Source organism: Azospira restricta (assembly GCF_016858125.1).
GTDB lineage: Bacteria > Pseudomonadota > Gammaproteobacteria > Burkholderiales > Rhodocyclaceae > Proximibacter > Proximibacter restrictus.
The window spans coordinates 995,961-1,010,613 of the sequence record NZ_CP064781.1; the positions used below are offsets into that span (position 1 = coordinate 995,961).

Genomic DNA, 14,653 nt, shown 5'->3' on the forward strand with positions numbered 1-14,653 from the left:
CAGTCGGGGTGGCGGAAGAGAGTGGGAGTCGAACCCACCAGGGACCGTCTGACGGCCCCTGCCGGTTTTGAAGACCGGCCGTCCCACCGGGGAACGATCTCTTCCGAAGCGTGAAAATTACGGCTCATTCCATCTTCCATTGCCGCGGTGCGGCAGCCTCGCGCAGCACGTGCTCATCCTTCGTGCCCCGCTGGTCGCGGACCCGGCGAGTGTAGCCGATGCGGTCGAAGAACTCGAGGATGTGGATCGCCACCTTGCGGCCGCCGCCGATGCGGTCGCGCAGGTCGGCGGCGCGCGCAGCGCCATGCTCGGCACAGAGCGCGGCGACGATGTCGGCGAGCCGTTCGACCGCATCGTCGCTGAAGTAGTGGTCGAGCGCGACCGGGTAGAGCCGGCCGCTGCGCGCGACGCGCTTCATCAGCGCGCGCACGGTGTCCTCGGCGAGGTTCGTCGCCTTGGCGATGTCGCGCACGCGCGGCGGCTGGAACGGCGCCGCGTCGAGCAGCGGCGACAGCGTCCGCCACAGGTCGCCGTCGGCGGCGGAGAGCGTCGCGCGGTGTTCGGGCAGGTGCAGCCAGCTCGAGGTCTGCGCGATGCGGCCGGCGGCGAGCGCCTCGTCGACCAGGCGGTCGAAGGCCGCACGGGCGAGCGTCGGCGACGTCAGCCGGCGCAGCCGTTCGTGCTCGGCGCCGAGCATGTCGGGGGCGCGCTCGTGCTCGGCGGCGAGCGCGGCGAGCAGCTTTTCGCCGAGCGCCGCCCACGCCGCCGGCGCGAAGCCGAGCGTGCCATCGCGCGTGTCGACGCGCACCAGCTCGAGCGTGCGCCACAGCCGGCTGGCCGCGTCGTCGGTGAGGTTCCAGCCCTGCGCGAAGCGTTCGAGGACGATTCCGGTCGGATTCGCGGCGAGCTGCTGCGCCAGCGTCGCCGCGAGGTCGCCGGCGGCGGCCGTACGCAGCGCGGCGAGCCGCGCCGGCGCGCGCTTGTGCCGCGTCGGCGGGAAAACGTCGAGGACGCGGCCGCCGGCCAGCGTGCGTGTGGCCGAGGTGTCGCGCAGCACGAAGCGGTCGCCGCCGACGCAGCACAGCGGCCGGTCGAGGACGACCTCGGCGAGCGCCTCGGTGCCCGGCGCCAGCGTGTCGCCCACGAGCAGCGCGACGCGGCCGGTGACGTCCTCGGCGCCGAGGTGCACATGCACCGGCGTCCAGTGGCGCAGCGCCTGCGCCTCGTCGCGGGCGAGCCGCAGCGTCGCCGCGAAGCGCTCGAGCGGCAGGTGCTGGCGCGGGTCGAGCGCCCACATGCCGCGCCGGATCGCATCGCGCGAGAAGTCGCCGGCGAGGTTCAGCGCGACGCGCTGGCCGGCGTCGCCGCGCTCGGCCGGCCGGTCCTGCGCGTGCAGGCTGCGCACGCGCGCGGCGAATCCCGGCGGCGAGACCGTCAGCGTGTCGCCGACGCGCACGCTGCCGGAGAACACCGTGCCGGTGACGACGGTGCCGATGCCGGCGAGCGTGAAGCAGCGGTCGATCGCCAGCCGGAAGCGGCCGCCGTCGTCGCGCGCCCGGTCGGCTGCCTGCGCCGCCGCGTCGAGGTGGGTGCGCAGCGCGGCGATGCCGCCGCCGTCGCGGGCGGCGACCGGGAAGATCGGCGCCGCGGCGAAGGCGCTGCCGGCGAGCAGCGCGCGCACCTCGTCCGCCGCCGCCGCCTGCCGCTCCGGCGTCACCGCGTCGCACTTGGTCAGCGCCACCGCGCCGCGGCGGATGCCGAGCAGGTCGGCGATCGCCAGGTGCTCGCGCGTCTGCGGCATCGGCCCGTCGTCGGCGGCGACGACCAGCAGCAGGAAGTCGATGCCGGTGGCGCCGGCGAGCATGTTGTGGATCAGCTTCTCGTGCCCGGGCACGTCGACGAAGCCGAGCACGCCGCCGTCGGCGGCGGGCGCGTAGGCATAGCCGAGGTCGAGCGTGATGCCGCGCGCCTTCTCCTCGGGCAGACGGTCGGCATCGACGCCGGTGAGGGCCTTCACCAGCGTCGTCTTGCCGTGGTCGATGTGGCCGGCGGTCCCGATGATCATCGGACGCTCAGCTGCGCGGCGAAGCGCGCCTCGTCGGCCGGGTCGAGGCAGCGCAGGTCGAGGCGCAGCGCGTCGTCGGCGATGCGGCCGATCACCGGCTGCGGCAGCGCACGCAGGCGTTCTTCGAGCGCCGCCAGTTGCCGTCCCGGCCGCTTGCCGGGAAAGCGCACGACCAGCGCGGCGGAGGCCAGCCGTTCGACCGGCAGCGCGCCGCTGCCGATCTGGCTCATCGCCGGTTCGATCGAGACCAGCGAGGTTTCGCCGGCGAAGTCGGCGACGAGCGGGCACAGGCGTTCGGCCTGCGCGGCGATGTCGTGCTCGCAGCGCGTCAGCAGGCGGAGCGTCGGCAGCCGCTGCGCCAGGCGGTCGGGGTCGCGGTACAGGCGCAGCGTCGCCTCGAGCGCCGCGAGCGTCACCTTGCCGACGCGCAGCGCACGTTTCAGCGGGTTCTTCTTGATCTTCGCGATCAGTTCCTTGCGGCCGACCAGGATGCCGGCCTGCGGGCCGCCCAGGAGCTTGTCGCCGGAGAAGGTGACGAGGTCGGCGCCGGCGGCGAGCGAATCCTGCGGCGTCGGCTCCTTGGGCAGGCCCCAGCGGGCGAAGTCGGTCAACGTGCCGCTGCCGAGGTCGACCATGAACGGCAGGCCGTGCGTGTGGGCGATTTCGGCGATTTCCGCTTCCTCGACCGCCTTGGTGAAGCCGACGACGGCGTAGTTCGAGGTATGCACCTTCATCAAGAGCGCCGTCTTCGCGCCGATCGCTTCGGCGTAGTCCTTGCCGTGCGTGCGGTTGGTGGTGCCGATCTCGATCAGCTTGGCACCGGCGCGGCGCATGATGTCCGGCACGCGGAAGGCGCCGCCGATCTCGACCAGTTCGCCGCGCGAGACCACGGCCTCCCTGCCCTTGGCCAGCGTGTCGAGCGCCAGCAGCACGGCGGCGGCGTTGTTGTTGACGACGGTCGCCGCGAAGTTCTTCGCCTGCTCGCCCATCGCGGCGGCGAGGATCTCGGCGAGCAATGGCTCGACCAGCGCATCGCGGTCGCCGCGGCCGCCGTCGGCGAGGTCGTATTCGAGCGCGCAGGGCGCGGCGGCGGCGACCGCCATCGCCGCGATTGCCTCGGGCGCCAGTAGCGCGCGGCCGAGGTTGGTGTGCAGCACGGTGCCGGTCAGGTTGAACACCGGGCGCAGGTTCGGCTGCGCCAGCCGGTCGGCGCGGCCGACGATGGCTGCGGCGAGTGCGTCGGTGGCCGGCAGCGGATGTCCGGCACGGACCAGTTCGCGGGTGGCGGCGAGCTCGGCGCGCGCGCAGTCGGTGAGCGGCTGGCGGCCGTGGCGGGCGATCGCGTCGGCCAGCGCCGGCAGTGCGAGCAGGCGATCGACGGAGGGAAGCTGGGCGAGGGTTTTCTGTGTCATGGCTTTCACCCGGACCGGGCAGAAAGTGGCGGGAAGGGGGCGCTTATCCGGCGGCGTTCACCAAGAGCAGGTTCGGTCCGCTGCGGCCGTAGCCGGCCTCGTCGACGAGCAGGTCGAGGGCCAGCGTGGCGAGGTCGTCGGCGACCGGGTCGACGCGCGGGTCCTTCTCCTGGTAGACGATCTTCAGGTAACTCTTGCAGCCGTCGCAGGTCTCGGCGCGCACCTTGCCGTCGCTGCCGTCGATCTGCTGCAGCGCGAGCCCCTTGTCGCCGCCGCAGGCGGCGCAGGTGGCGCGCGGCACGTTCCACTCGGTGTTGCACAGCGAACAGTGCAGGTAGCGCAGGTTGTTCACGGCGGGCGACAGGCGGACGATGCTGATCGCCGGCAGGCTGCCGCAGCAGGGGCAGACGCCCGGCGTGTCGAGCTTCTGCAGCTGGGCGGCGTCGAGGTGTGCGGCGCGCGCGGTGAACACCACCTGCAGCGCGGCGGCGACCAGCGGCAGCTCGCCGGCAGCCGCGGGGTCGGGCTCGCCGTGCAGCAGGCCGTCGGCGAGCGCCTCGAGGCGAATGTCGTCGGCGGCGGCGAGGCCGCCGAGCAGCGGCACGCTGCCGGCCGGCGCGTGCGGCAGCAGCGCGGCGATCAGCTGGCGCAGTACCTCGCGCCAGACGGCGGGGCGCTCGGCGGCGGTGGCGTTGAGCGGCGGCATGTGGTGCTGCCGCGCCTGTTCGAGCGCGGCGGCGGGAAGCGGCGGCAGTTCGGGCAGCGCCTGCAGCGCATCGTGCTGGGCGCGCGCGAGGCGGCCGAGGAAATGCAGCCAGTCGGCGAGCTTGTGGCCCTCGGCGAGCGTCGCGAAGCGCTCGGCGCGCTCGGCGAAGACGCTGCCGGCGACCGGCAGCAGGATCGCGGGCGCATCTTCGGTCGGCGGATTGAAGCTGATCGGTTTCGTTTCCATGTCTCGGACAAAAAAGGACCCGCGACGAAGTGTCGCCGCGGGCCGAACGCAAGTCAAACTACGGAGGGGTACTGCGCAATTACTTGCCGGTCACCTGCTTGTACCAGGCGCGGTGGTGCTGCTTCGCCCAGGCGCGGGTGACCGTGCCGTACCACATGGCGCGCAGCGTGCCCTTGGTCCAGATCGCGGCATACACGTGCACCATGATCAGCGCGATCATGAACACGGCCACCGCGGCATGGATCACGGCGCCGAAGCGCGCCAGATCGATCGGCACGGTGAACTGCGCGCGCCAGATGAACAGGCCCGACAGCGTCAGCAGGACCATGCACACGGTCATCCACCAGAACATCATCTTCTGGCCGCCGTTGTACTTGCCCTGGATCGGCATGTTGTGGTCGTCGCCGTTGACCATCTCCTTCACCCGCGACAGCCACTCGCGGTCGGCGTCGGTCATCCGGTTCAGCTTCCAGAAGCGCAGGAACAGCAGCAGGAAGAAGAAGGCCATGAAGACGCCGATGTAGGGGTGCAGGATGCGCGCCCAGGTCGGCCCGCCGAACAGCTGCGTCAGCGGGAAGAACGCCGGGTGGAAGAAGGCCAGGCCGGAGAGCGCGAGCAGGATGAAGCTGATGCCCACGACCCAGTGGTTGGCCCGCTCGGAAGCGTCGTAACGCTGCAGGTCTTTCGGATCACGGATCATTGTGCGTCCTCCTTCTCGACTTCCGCTTCCATCTCCTTGGAGACTTCGTTCGGACCCTTCATCACGTAGTGGAACAGGCTGCCGAGCGCGACGCCGGCGAGCGCCAGGGTCGCGAGCGGCTTCGCCGCTCCCTTCCACAGCGCGACCAGCGGGCTGATGCTCGGGTTGACCGGCAGTCCGGCGTACAGATCGGGCTTGTCGGCGTGGTGCAGCACGTACATCACGTGCGTGCCGCCGACGCCCGCCGGATCGTAGAGGCCGGCCTTGTCATAGCCGCGTTCCTTGAGGTCGGCGATGCGCTTGTCGGCATAGTCCTTCATGTCCTCCTTGCTGCCAAACTGGATCGCGCCGGTCGGGCAGGCCTTGACGCAGGCCGGAGCCTGGTTGACCGCGACCCGGTCGGAGCACAGCGTGCACTTGTAGGCCTTGCTGTCCTTCTTCGAGATGCGGGGGACGTTGAACGGGCAGCCGGTCACGCAGTAGCCGCAGCCGATGCAGTTCTCCTGATGGAAATCGACGATGCCGTTCGCGTACTGGATGATCGCTCCCGGCGCCGGGCAGGCCTTCAGGCAGCCCGGGTCGGCGCAGTGCATGCAGCCGTCCTTGCGGATCAGCCACTCCAGCTTGTTGTTCTGCTCGACCTCGGAGAAGCGCATCACCGTCCACGAGTTCTCGGTGAGGTCCACCGGGTTGTCGTAGACGCCGACGCACGAGCCGACCTCGTCGCGCACGTCGTTCCACTCCATGCACGCCACCTGGCAGGCCTTGCAGCCGATGCAGGCGGACACGTCGATCAGCTTGGCGACCTCGATCGTCGTGCGTGCTTGTGGCGCAGGCGTAGTCGTTGCGGAGCGCTGTTTGATGTCTAGCGATTGCAGTGCCATGTCAGCTCTCCTTTACGCCTTCTCGATGTTGACCAGGAACGCCTTGTATTCCGGCGTCTGCGTGTTGGCGTCGCCGACGAACGGGGTCAGCGTGTTGGTGATGAAGCCCGGCTTGGTCGCGCCCTTGAACCCGAAGTGGGTGGGGATGCCGACCGTATGCACCTTGCGGCCGTCCACCTCGAGCGCCTTGATGCGCTTGGTCACCACCGCGACGCCGCGGATGAAGCCGCGGTTGGAGCGGACCTTGACCTTGTCGCCGGCCTTGATCCCCTTCTCCTGCGCCAGCTCCTCGCCGATCTCCACGAACTGTTCCGGCTGCATGATCGCGTTGATCCGCGACTGCTTGGTCCAGTAGTGGAAGTGCTCGGTCAGGCGGTAGGTGGTGGCCACGTACGGGAAGTCCTTGGCCTTGCCGAAGGCCTCCATGTCGCCCTTGTAGACCCGCGCGGCCGGGTTGCTGACGGCCTTCGGGTTGTTCGGGTGCATGGGGTTCCTGTCGAGCGGGGTCTCGAACGGCTCGTAGTGCTCCGGGAACGGGCCTTCCGCCATCAGCTCGCGGCTGAACAGGCGGGCGACGCCTTCCGGGTTCATGATGAACGGCATCACGTTCTGCTCGGGCGCGGCGTCCGGACGCATGTCCGGGACGTCGTTGCCGCCCCAGGCGGTGCCGGTCCAGCGGATCACCATGCGCTTCGGATCCCAGGGCTTGCCGGACGGGTCGCACGACGCGCGGTTGTAGATGACGCGCCGGTTGGCCGGCCAGGCGAAGCCCCACGCCAGCGTCTGGCCGAGGCCGGACGGATCGGACGGGTCGCGCCGCGCGGTGTTGTTGCCGGCCTGCGACCAGGCGCCGCAGTAGATCCAGTTGCCGCAGGTGGTCGAGCCGTCGTCGCGCAGCATGGCGAAGCCGGGCAGCTGCTCGCCGGCCTTGACCAGGACCTTGGTCGGGTCCTTCGGGTCGGTGACGTCGGCCAGCGCCTTGCCGTTGATCTCGCGCAGCAGCTCTTCGGGCGACGGCTTCGCCGGCTGGGCGTAGGCCCAGGTCAACTTCTGCAGCGGCTCCGCGAAGGCGCCGCCGTCCTTGGCGTACATCTCCTTCAGCTTGAGGAACAGCGCGGCGATGATCTCGGTGTCGTCCTTCGACTCGCCCGGCCCGTCCACCGCCTTCCAGCGCCACTGGATGACGCGGCCGGAGTTGGTGAAGGTGCCGGCGTGCTCGGCGAAGAGGTTCGCCGGCAGGCGGAAGACCTCGGTCGGGATCTGCGCAGGATCGACCGCGTTGAACTCGCCGTACGGCTTCCAGAACTCGGAGGTGTCGGTCGCCAGCGGGTCGATGATGACCAGGTACTTCAGCTTCGCCAGCGCGTCGCCGACCTTCTTCTTGTTCGACACCGAGGCGAGCGGGTTGAAGCCCTGGCAGAAGAAGCCGGTCATCTTCCCTTCGTACATCGCGTTGAAGATCGACAGCACGTCGGACGCCCCGCTGAGCTTCGGCAGGTAGTCGTAGGCGAAGTCGTTGTCCTTCGTCGCCGCATCGCCCCACCAGGCCTTGCACAGGCTGGTGAACCACTTCGGGAAGTTCTGCGGGAAGTTCATCTGCCCCGGACGCAGCGCCTTCGGCGTGCGCTTCTCGAGGAAGGTCGCCCGGTCCTTGTCGCCATCGGTCGGCGCGCCGAGGTAGCCCGGCAGGTTCTGCGCGTAGAGGGCGAAGTCGGTGATGCCCTGCACGTTGGCGTGCCCGCGCAGCGCGTTGATGCCGCCTCCGGCCATGCCCATGTTGCCGAGCAGCAGCTGGATGATCGCCATGCAGCGGATGTTCTGCGAGCCGACCGAGTGCTCGGTCCAGCCCAGCGCATACAGGTTGGTCATCGTCCGGTTCGGCGCCGCGGTGTCGGCGATGTACTCGCAGACCTTGAGGAAGGCGTCCTTCGGCGTGCCGCAGACCTTGCTGACGACGTCCGGCGTATAGCGCGAATAGTGCTTCTTCAGGAGCTGGAAGACGCAGTTCGGATCCTGCAGCGTCTCGTCGACCTTGGCGAAGCCGTCCTTGTCGAGCTGGTACTTCCAGGTGTCCTTGCCGTAGGCGCGCTTCGCCTCGTCGTAGCCGGAGAAGATGCCGTCCTCGAACTTGAAGCCCTCGTCGATCAGGAAGGAGGCGTTGGTGTACGCCTTCACGTAGTCGTGATGGAGCTTGTCGTTGGTCAGCAGGTAGTTGATGACGCCGCCGAGGAAGGCGATGTCGGTCCCCGGCCGTAGCGGCGCATAGTAGTCGGCGACGGAAGCCGTGCGGTTGAAGCGCGGGTCGACGACCACCAGCTTCGCCTTGCGGTTCTTCTTCGCCTCGATCACCCACTTGAAGCCGCAGGGATGCGCTTCGGCGGGGTTGCCGCCCATCACGAAGACGAGATCAGCGTTCTTGATGTCCACCCAGTGGTTGGTCATCGCGCCACGCCCGAAACTCGGAGCCAGACTGGCTACCGTGGGGGCGTGTCAGATGCGTGCCTGGGTGTCGAGCGCAGTGATCCCGAGCGCGCGGAGCGTCTTGACGGTCAGGTAGCCGGCCTCGTTGGAGGCGGCCGACGACGCCAGGAAGCCGGTGGTCGGCCAACGGTTCACCGTCACGCCGTCCTTGTTCTGCGCGACGAAGTTCTTGTCGCGGTCGGCCTTCATGTGCTTCGCGATGCGCTCGATCGCCTCGTTCCACGAAATCTTCTTCCATTCGCTGGCACCGGGCTCGCGCACTTCCGGCCACTTCAGGCGGTTCTGGCTCTGCACCATGTCGCGCAGGCCGGCGCCCTTCGGGCACAGCGTGCCGCGGTTCACCGGATTGTCCGGATCGCCCTCGATGTGGATGATCTCGCCCTGCGAGTTCTTCGACTTGTCGCCGGTCGAGTAGATCAGCACGCCGCAGGACACCGAGCAGTACGGACAGATGTTCCGCGTCTCGGTGGCGCGCGCGAGCTTGAAGGTCCGCACTTCCGCGAGGGCTGCGGTCGGTGAGAAGCCCATCACGGCGATGGACGACCCCCCCAGCCCGGCGGAGCAGATCTTGAAGAACTGCCGCCTGTTCATTTGCATGACTTCCCTCCTTGGTTATCGATGGCAGATGGCTCTGAGGACAAATGCCATCGGAAACTCGTGCATCTTTTGTGCCAGAAGGTAAAACCATTTTTATTCAATGGTTTTGCACCGGCCTTGGCGCCTATGTCTTTCGTTAGTGGCGCATTTTGTCCCGTCGGACGTTCCGGGCTGCGACATTTTGTCCCGCCCGGGATCTTGCGAAAAATTGATCTGTAGCAATTCGCGGTCGCCAGGGCCGCTTTTATCATCACAATGTGATGTCACGGGGTGATACGATTTTTGGGCTATTCCAGCGATCCGTTGCGTCAATTTTTCCAATCAGGGAGATGAAGAGATGAAGCAGTTCCGAGCATTCCGCCGCGCGGCGATTCCTGCCGTCGCGTTGAGTCTGGCGATCGGCGGCGCCTTCGCCGCCGACGCCAAGCCGGACGTCCACGAGGCCGTCGCCGGCGGCAAGATGCAGGCCAGCAGCGGCCCGTCGCCGGTCGGCGGCATCGAGATGGTGCAGGCGATCAATCCCAAGTCGCCGCCGATGAGCAAGGACGAGTTCGAGATCGGCAAGAAGATCTACTTCGAGCGCTGCGCCGGCTGCCACGGCGTGCTCAGGAAGGGCGCCACCGGCAAGCCGCTGACCACCGACATCACGCTCGACCGCGGTTCCGACTACCTGAAGACCTTCATCACCTACGGTTCGCCCGGCGGCATGCCGAACTGGGGTACTTCCGGCACGCTCACCGAGAAGGAAGTGGACATCATGACCCGCTACGTCCAGCACGAGCCGCCGATGCCGCCGGAGTACGGCATCAAGGAGATGGAGGCGACCTGGAAGGTGTACGTGAAGCCCGAGGACCGGCCGAAGAAGAAGATGAACGACCTCGACCTCGCCAACCTGTTCTCGGTGACGCTACGCGACGCCGGCAAGATCGCGCTGATCGACGGCGCCTCGAAGAAGATCGTGGACATCATCAACACCGGCTACGCGGTGCATATCTCGCGCCTGTCGAAGTCCGGGCGCTACCTGTTCGTGATCGGCCGCGACGCGAAGATCGTGATGATCGACCTGTGGATGGCGAAACCGGCGCCGGTCGCCGAGATCAAGGTCGGGCTGGAAGCGCGCTCGGTCGAGACCTCGAAGTTCAAGGGCTTCGAGGACAAGCTGGCGATCGCCGGCACTTACTGGCCACCGCAGTACGTGATCATGGACGGCGACACGCTGAAGCCGCGCAAGATCATCGGTACCCGCGGCATGACCTCGGACACCAACGAGTACCATCCGGAGCCGCGCGTCGCCGCCATCGTCTCCTCGCACTACAAGCCCGAGTTCCTGGTCAACGCCAAGGAAACCGGCGTCGTGCACATGGTCAACTATTCGGACCTCGAGAACCTCAAGGTGACGATGATCAAGACACCGCGCTTCCTCCACGACGGCGGCATGGAGGCCTCCGGCCGCTACTTCATGGACGCCGCCAACGCCTCCGACAAGATCGCGGTGATCGACACCAAGGAGTCGAAGCTCGCCGCCGTGGTGAACGTCGGCAAGACCCCGCATCCGGGGCGCGGCGCCAACTTCGTGCATCCCAAGTTCGGCCCGGTGTGGGCGACCGGCCACCTCGGCGACGAGACCGTGTCGCTGATCGGCACCGATCCGAAGAAGAACCCGCAGCACGCGTGGAAGGTCGTGCAGACGCTGACCGCGGCGGGCGGCGGCCAGCTCTTCCTGAAGACGCATCCGAAGTCGAAGAACCTGTGGGTCGACGCGCCGCTGAACCCGGATCCGAAGATCTCGCAGGCGATCGCCGTCTTCGACATCAACAACCTCGACAAGGGCTACGAGCTGCTGCCGATCGGCGCGTGGGCCGGCGTCAAGCCGGGCGCCAAGCGCGTCGTCCAGCCGGAGTACAACAAGGCCGGCGACGAGGTCTGGTTCTCGGTGTGGAGCGGTGCCGGCGAGGAATCGGCGATCGTCGTCGTCGACGACAGGACGCGCAAGCTGAAGGCGGTGATCAAGGATCCGCAGCTGATCACGCCGACCGGAAAGTTCAACGTCTACAACACGCAGAACGACGTCTACTGAGCGAGCGAGGGAACTCCCCTCGGGCCGGCGCCTTTCCAGGGCGCCGGCATTTTTTTTAAGCCGCCAGGAAGCGGCGCAGCAGCTCGTTCAGGAAGTGCTGGCCGCGCACCGTCGGTGCGATGCGCTCCATGCTGCGGACGAGCAGGCCGTCGGCCTCGGCGCGCCGCAGCTCGTTCTCGATCGCGAACAGCGGCAGCGTCGTGCGCGCCTCGAACAGCGCCGGGTCGAAGCCGTCGCAGAGGCGCAGCGCGTTCATCATGAACTCGAACGGCAGGTCGTCCGCGGCGACCGCGAACTCCTCGTGCACCGGCTGGCCGGCGGCGACCTGCTGCAGGTATTGCGCCGGCTGCTTCCAGCGCATCTGGCGCAGTACGCGGTCGTGCAGCGTCAGCTTGCCGTGCGCGCCGGCGCCGATGCCGAGGTAGTCGCCGAACAGCCAGTAGTTGAGGTTGTGCTGGCACTGGAAGCCCGGCTGCGCGAAGGCCGAGGTCTCGTAGTGCAGGTAGCCGGCCGTCGCCAGCCGGGCCTCGATCGCCTCCTGCATGTCGGCGCAGGCGTCGGCCTCGGGCAGCACCGGCGGCTCGGCGGCGAAGCGGGTGTTCGGCTCCAGCGTCAGCTGGTAGCAGGAGAGGTGCTTCGGCGCGAAGGCCAGCGCCGTGTCCACGTCGGCGATCGCCTCGGCCAGCGTTTGCCCAGGCAGCCCGTACATCAGGTCGAGGTTGAAGCGCTCGAAGTGGCGGGCGGCGAGGTCGATCGCGCGCTTCGCCTCGTCGCCGCCGTGGATGCGGCCGAGCGCCTTGAGGTGGCGGTCGTCGAAGCTCTGGATGCCGAGCGACAGGCGGTTGACGCCGGCGGCGCGGTAGGCGGCGAAGCGTCCCGCCTCGGCCGTGCCCGGGTTGGCTTCGAGCGTGACCTCGGCGTCCGGCAGCAGCTGTACGCGGCTGCGCACCGCGGTCAGCAGTGCGTCGATGCCTTCGCCGGAGATCAGGCTGGGCGTGCCGCCGCCGATGAAGATCGACACCACGCGGCGGCCCCAGACCAGCGGCAGCGCCGACTCGAGGTCGGCGACCAGCGCCGCGACGTAGGCCTCCTCGGGAATCTCGCGCCGCGCCTCGTGCGAGTTGAAGTCGCAGTACGGACACTTCTGCACGCACCACGGGATATGGATGTACAGCGCCAGCGGGGGTTGCGAGCGGAACTCGAGCGCGCTGCGCGCCGCCCGGCCGGCCGGCGCGATGGGAATGACGCGGGCCATCAGCGCGGGGGCGGGGCGATGCGGGCGACCAGCGACTGCAGCGCGCGGGCGCGATGCGACACCGCGTTCTTGGTCGCCGCGTCGAGCTCGGCAGCCGTCCGGCCGAACTCGGCGACGTAGAACAGCGGGTCGTAGCCGAAGCCGCCGGCGCCGCGTTCCTCGGTGACGATCTCGCCGTGCCATTCGCCCTCGGCAATCACCGGCTGCGGGTCGTCGGCATGGCGCACGAAGACGATCAGCGACACGAAGTGCGCCCTGCGGTCGGCGTGCGGCGCCAGCGCCTGCAGCAGCTTGGCGTTGTTGCGCGCGTCCGACTTCGGCTCACCGGCGTAGCGCGCCGAATACACGCCAGGGGCGCCGCCGAGCGCCGCGACGCACAGGCCGGAGTCGTCGGCGAGCGCCGGCAGGCCGGTGATGCGCGACGCGTGACGGGCCTTCGCCAGTGCGTTCTCGACGAAGGTGACGTGCGGTTCATCGGCCTCGGCGACGCCGAGCGCGCCCTGCGGGATCAGCTCCCAGCCGAGCGGGGCCAGGATGGCGTCGAGTTCCTTCAGTTTCTTGGCGTTGTTCGAGGCGAGAACGAGGCGTTTCATGCGGTCCCGTCCGGGGTGTTGAAGGGAATCGGCTGGCAGCTCGCCGGCGGACGCGGGACCTGCCCGAGCAGGCAGCGGCCGAGGCCGTCCATCAGCTCGGCGTCGACGGCTTCCGGCGCGATCGCATAGGCCGCCAGGCCGAGGCCGCCGAGGTTGCGGCAGCGCAGCAGGAGGCGCCGGCGTTCGACGTCGGCGGTGAACGCGAGCTGCACCGGGATCGTGCCATCGACCTCAATCCGCCGGCCGCCGCCGGCCGCCGGTTCGCCGGCGCCGAGGTCGCGCCAGGCGAGGTTGTCGAGGTAGAACGCGTTCTCCAGCCGCGGCAGCGCCCCCTCCGGCACGACGAAGGACAGTGGCGCCGCGGCGTAGGCGACGCGCAGCGTCAGCTTCTCGATCAGCGAGCGTTCGGACAGGCTGCGCGTGGCGTGGCGGACATAGCCTTCGTGCCAGCGCACGCCGCTGAAGCGGCGGCCGCCGTCGACGACGAAGGCGATCGGCGTCTCCGGCTGCAGCCCGTTCAGCTGCGTCGTCAGCTGCTGCAGGTAGTCGGCCAGCCGTTGCAGTGCGTGGCCGATCGCGAAGGCCGCGTTGCGCCGCACTTCAGCCTCGGAGAGCGCGTGCCCGGCCTGGCCCGCTGCGCTCGCGGCGAGCTCGCGCAGCAGCGGCGTCGCGCCGGCAGGGGCCGGCGCCTCCGGCGCCGCCCTGGGCGTCGTCGGCGTTACCTCGCGGCGAGCGTTCGGGTCGATTTCCGGATAGTCGCCGAGCGGCACGAAGCGGGTGTGGGTCGGCGCCGGCTCGACGCCGGTGCCCGCTTCGGCCAGGGTCGCGTCGAAGTTGGCGATCGAGGTCTCGAGGTCGGCCATCAGCTTCTGCAGCCGTTCCGCCTGCTCCTCCTCGCTCAGCGGCCGCCCGCCGCGCGGTTCATTCCCGTGCCGCACGCTGCGCTCCGACCAGGCGGCCGATGCCGGCCGCAGCGAGGTCCACCAACTGTTCCATCTGCGCGCGGGTGAAGGGTTCGCCCTCGGCCGTGCCCTGGATCTCGACGATGCCGCCGGAACCGGTCATCACCACGTTCATGTCGGTCTCGCAGTCGGAGTCCTCCGGGTAATCGAGGTCGAGCACCGGCACGCCGCGGTAGATGCCGACCGAGATCGCGGCGACGTGGTCGCGCACCGGGTTCTCGGCGATCTTGCCGGCCGCGACCAGCTTCTCGCAGGCGTCGTAGAGCGCGATCCAGGCGCCGGTGATCGACGCGCAGCGGGTGCCGCCGTCGGCCTGCAACACGTCGCAGTCGAGCGTGATCTGGCGCTCGCCGAGCGCCTTCAGGTCGACCACCGCGCGCAGCGAGCGGCCGATCAGGCGCTGGATCTCCTGCGTGCGCCCGGTCTGCTTGCCCTTCGCCGCCTCGCGCGCGGTGCGCGTGTGCGTCGACCGCGGCAGCATGCCGTATTCGGCGGTGACCCAGCCCTGGCCCTTGCCGCGCAGGAAGGGTGGCACGCTCTCCTCGACGCTGGCATTGCACAGCACGTGCGTGTCGCCCATGCGGATCAGCACCGAGCCCTCGGCGTGGCGGGTGAAGTTGCGCTCGATCCTGAGCGCGCGGAGTTCGTCGGCTTGGCGTTGGCTGGGGCGCATGC

At 69.0% G+C, this 14,653-nt stretch carries 11 protein-coding genes and 1 tRNA gene; 1 reads left to right on the plus strand and 11 read right to left on the minus strand.

All coding sequences use genetic code 11. The features are described from left to right. Window positions 1–9: 9 nt before the first annotated feature. The 7 genes from IWH25_RS04825 to fdnG all read right to left on the minus strand — a co-directional run bounded on the left by IWH25_RS04825 (window position 10) and on the right by fdnG (window position 9,091). Window positions 10–105: transfer RNA gene (locus tag IWH25_RS04825), tRNA-Sec, on the minus strand. A gap of 19 nt (window positions 106–124) precedes the next feature. Beyond that, window positions 125–2,065: a selenocysteine-specific translation elongation factor gene (gene selB / locus IWH25_RS04830; RefSeq protein ID WP_203388203.1), complete on the minus strand. Its 1,941-nt coding sequence runs from the start codon at window positions 2,063–2,065 to the stop codon at window positions 125–127. Beyond that, complete coding sequence (selA, locus tag IWH25_RS04835) at window positions 2,062–3,477, minus strand: L-seryl-tRNA(Sec) selenium transferase (RefSeq protein ID WP_203388204.1); 1,416 nt, start codon at window positions 3,475–3,477, stop codon at window positions 2,062–2,064. The genes selB and selA overlap by 4 nt, the downstream gene beginning before the upstream one ends. Before the next feature lie 43 nt (window positions 3,478–3,520). Continuing rightward, a complete protein-coding gene (gene fdhE / locus IWH25_RS04840; RefSeq protein WP_203388205.1) occupies window positions 3,521–4,429 on the minus strand; it encodes a formate dehydrogenase accessory protein FdhE in 909 nt (302 codons plus the stop codon). Between the two features lie 79 nt (window positions 4,430–4,508). Then, on the minus strand, window positions 4,509–5,129 hold the full coding sequence (locus IWH25_RS04845; RefSeq protein WP_203388206.1) for a formate dehydrogenase subunit gamma: 621 nt from the start codon (window positions 5,127–5,129) through the stop codon (window positions 4,509–4,511). Beyond that, window positions 5,126–6,013, minus strand: coding sequence for a formate dehydrogenase subunit beta (gene fdxH / locus IWH25_RS04850; RefSeq protein ID WP_203388207.1), 888 nt, complete (start codon window positions 6,011–6,013; stop codon window positions 5,126–5,128). Before fdxH ends, IWH25_RS04845 begins: the two co-directional genes overlap by 4 nt. A gap of 12 nt (window positions 6,014–6,025) precedes the next feature. Beyond that, entirely contained in the window at window positions 6,026–9,091 is a 3,066-nt protein-coding gene (gene fdnG / locus IWH25_RS04855) for a formate dehydrogenase-N subunit alpha (RefSeq protein ID WP_203388208.1), read from the minus strand. 337 nt (window positions 9,092–9,428) lie between these two features. On the opposite strand from fdnG, the gene IWH25_RS04860 reads away from it, so the two are divergent. Continuing rightward, a complete protein-coding gene (locus tag IWH25_RS04860) occupies window positions 9,429–11,168 on the plus strand; it encodes a nitrite reductase (protein ID WP_203388209.1) in 1,740 nt (579 codons plus the stop codon). 55 nt (window positions 11,169–11,223) lie between these two features. On the opposite strand, the gene hemW is transcribed toward IWH25_RS04860, so the two are convergent. Genes hemW through rph form a run of 4 tightly spaced genes read right to left on the minus strand, consistent with a single transcriptional unit; the run spans window position 11,224 to window position 14,651 of the window. Further along, window positions 11,224–12,423: a radical SAM family heme chaperone HemW gene (hemW, locus tag IWH25_RS04865; RefSeq protein ID WP_203388210.1), complete on the minus strand. Its 1,200-nt coding sequence runs from the start codon at window positions 12,421–12,423 to the stop codon at window positions 11,224–11,226. After that, the gene (rdgB, locus tag IWH25_RS04870; RefSeq protein WP_203388211.1) at window positions 12,423–13,016 is read right to left on the minus strand and encodes an RdgB/HAM1 family non-canonical purine NTP pyrophosphatase; all 594 of its coding nucleotides are present in this window, start codon (window positions 13,014–13,016) and stop codon (window positions 12,423–12,425) included. Before rdgB ends, hemW begins: the two co-directional genes overlap by 1 nt. After that, window positions 13,013–13,954 carry a hypothetical protein gene (locus IWH25_RS04875; RefSeq protein ID WP_203388212.1) on the minus strand — a complete coding sequence of 314 codons (942 nt, stop codon included), beginning with the start codon at window positions 13,952–13,954 and terminating at the stop codon, window positions 13,013–13,015. Before IWH25_RS04875 ends, rdgB begins: the two co-directional genes overlap by 4 nt. Further along, complete coding sequence (gene rph, locus IWH25_RS04880; RefSeq protein WP_203388213.1) at window positions 13,938–14,651, minus strand: ribonuclease PH; 714 nt, start codon at window positions 14,649–14,651, stop codon at window positions 13,938–13,940. The genes IWH25_RS04875 and rph overlap by 17 nt, the downstream gene beginning before the upstream one ends. Window positions 14,652–14,653: the final 2 nt, after the last annotated feature.

Excerpts from the sequence above, each read along its gene's own strand:
- IWH25_RS04860 (WP_203388209.1), top strand. The coding sequence starts at position 9,429 with ATGAAGCAGTTCCGAGCATTCCGCCGCGCGGCGATTCCTGCCGTCGCG.
- selA (WP_203388204.1), bottom strand. The coding sequence starts at position 3,477 with ATGACACAGAAAACCCTCGCCCAGCTTCCCTCCGTCGATCGCCTGCTC.
- rph (WP_203388213.1), bottom strand. The coding sequence starts at position 14,651 with ATGCGCCCCAGCCAACGCCAAGCCGACGAACTCCGCGCGCTCAGGATC.
- selB (WP_203388203.1), bottom strand. The coding sequence starts at position 2,065 with ATGATCATCGGGACCGCCGGCCACATCGACCACGGCAAGACGACGCTG.
- hemW (WP_203388210.1), bottom strand. The coding sequence starts at position 12,423 with ATGGCCCGCGTCATTCCCATCGCGCCGGCCGGCCGGGCGGCGCGCAGC.
- fdxH (WP_203388207.1), bottom strand. The coding sequence starts at position 6,013 with ATGGCACTGCAATCGCTAGACATCAAACAGCGCTCCGCAACGACTACG.
- rdgB (WP_203388211.1), bottom strand. The coding sequence starts at position 13,016 with ATGAAACGCCTCGTTCTCGCCTCGAACAACGCCAAGAAACTGAAGGAA.
- IWH25_RS04845 (WP_203388206.1), bottom strand. The coding sequence starts at position 5,129 with ATGATCCGTGATCCGAAAGACCTGCAGCGTTACGACGCTTCCGAGCGG.
- fdhE (WP_203388205.1), bottom strand. The coding sequence starts at position 4,429 with ATGGAAACGAAACCGATCAGCTTCAATCCGCCGACCGAAGATGCGCCC.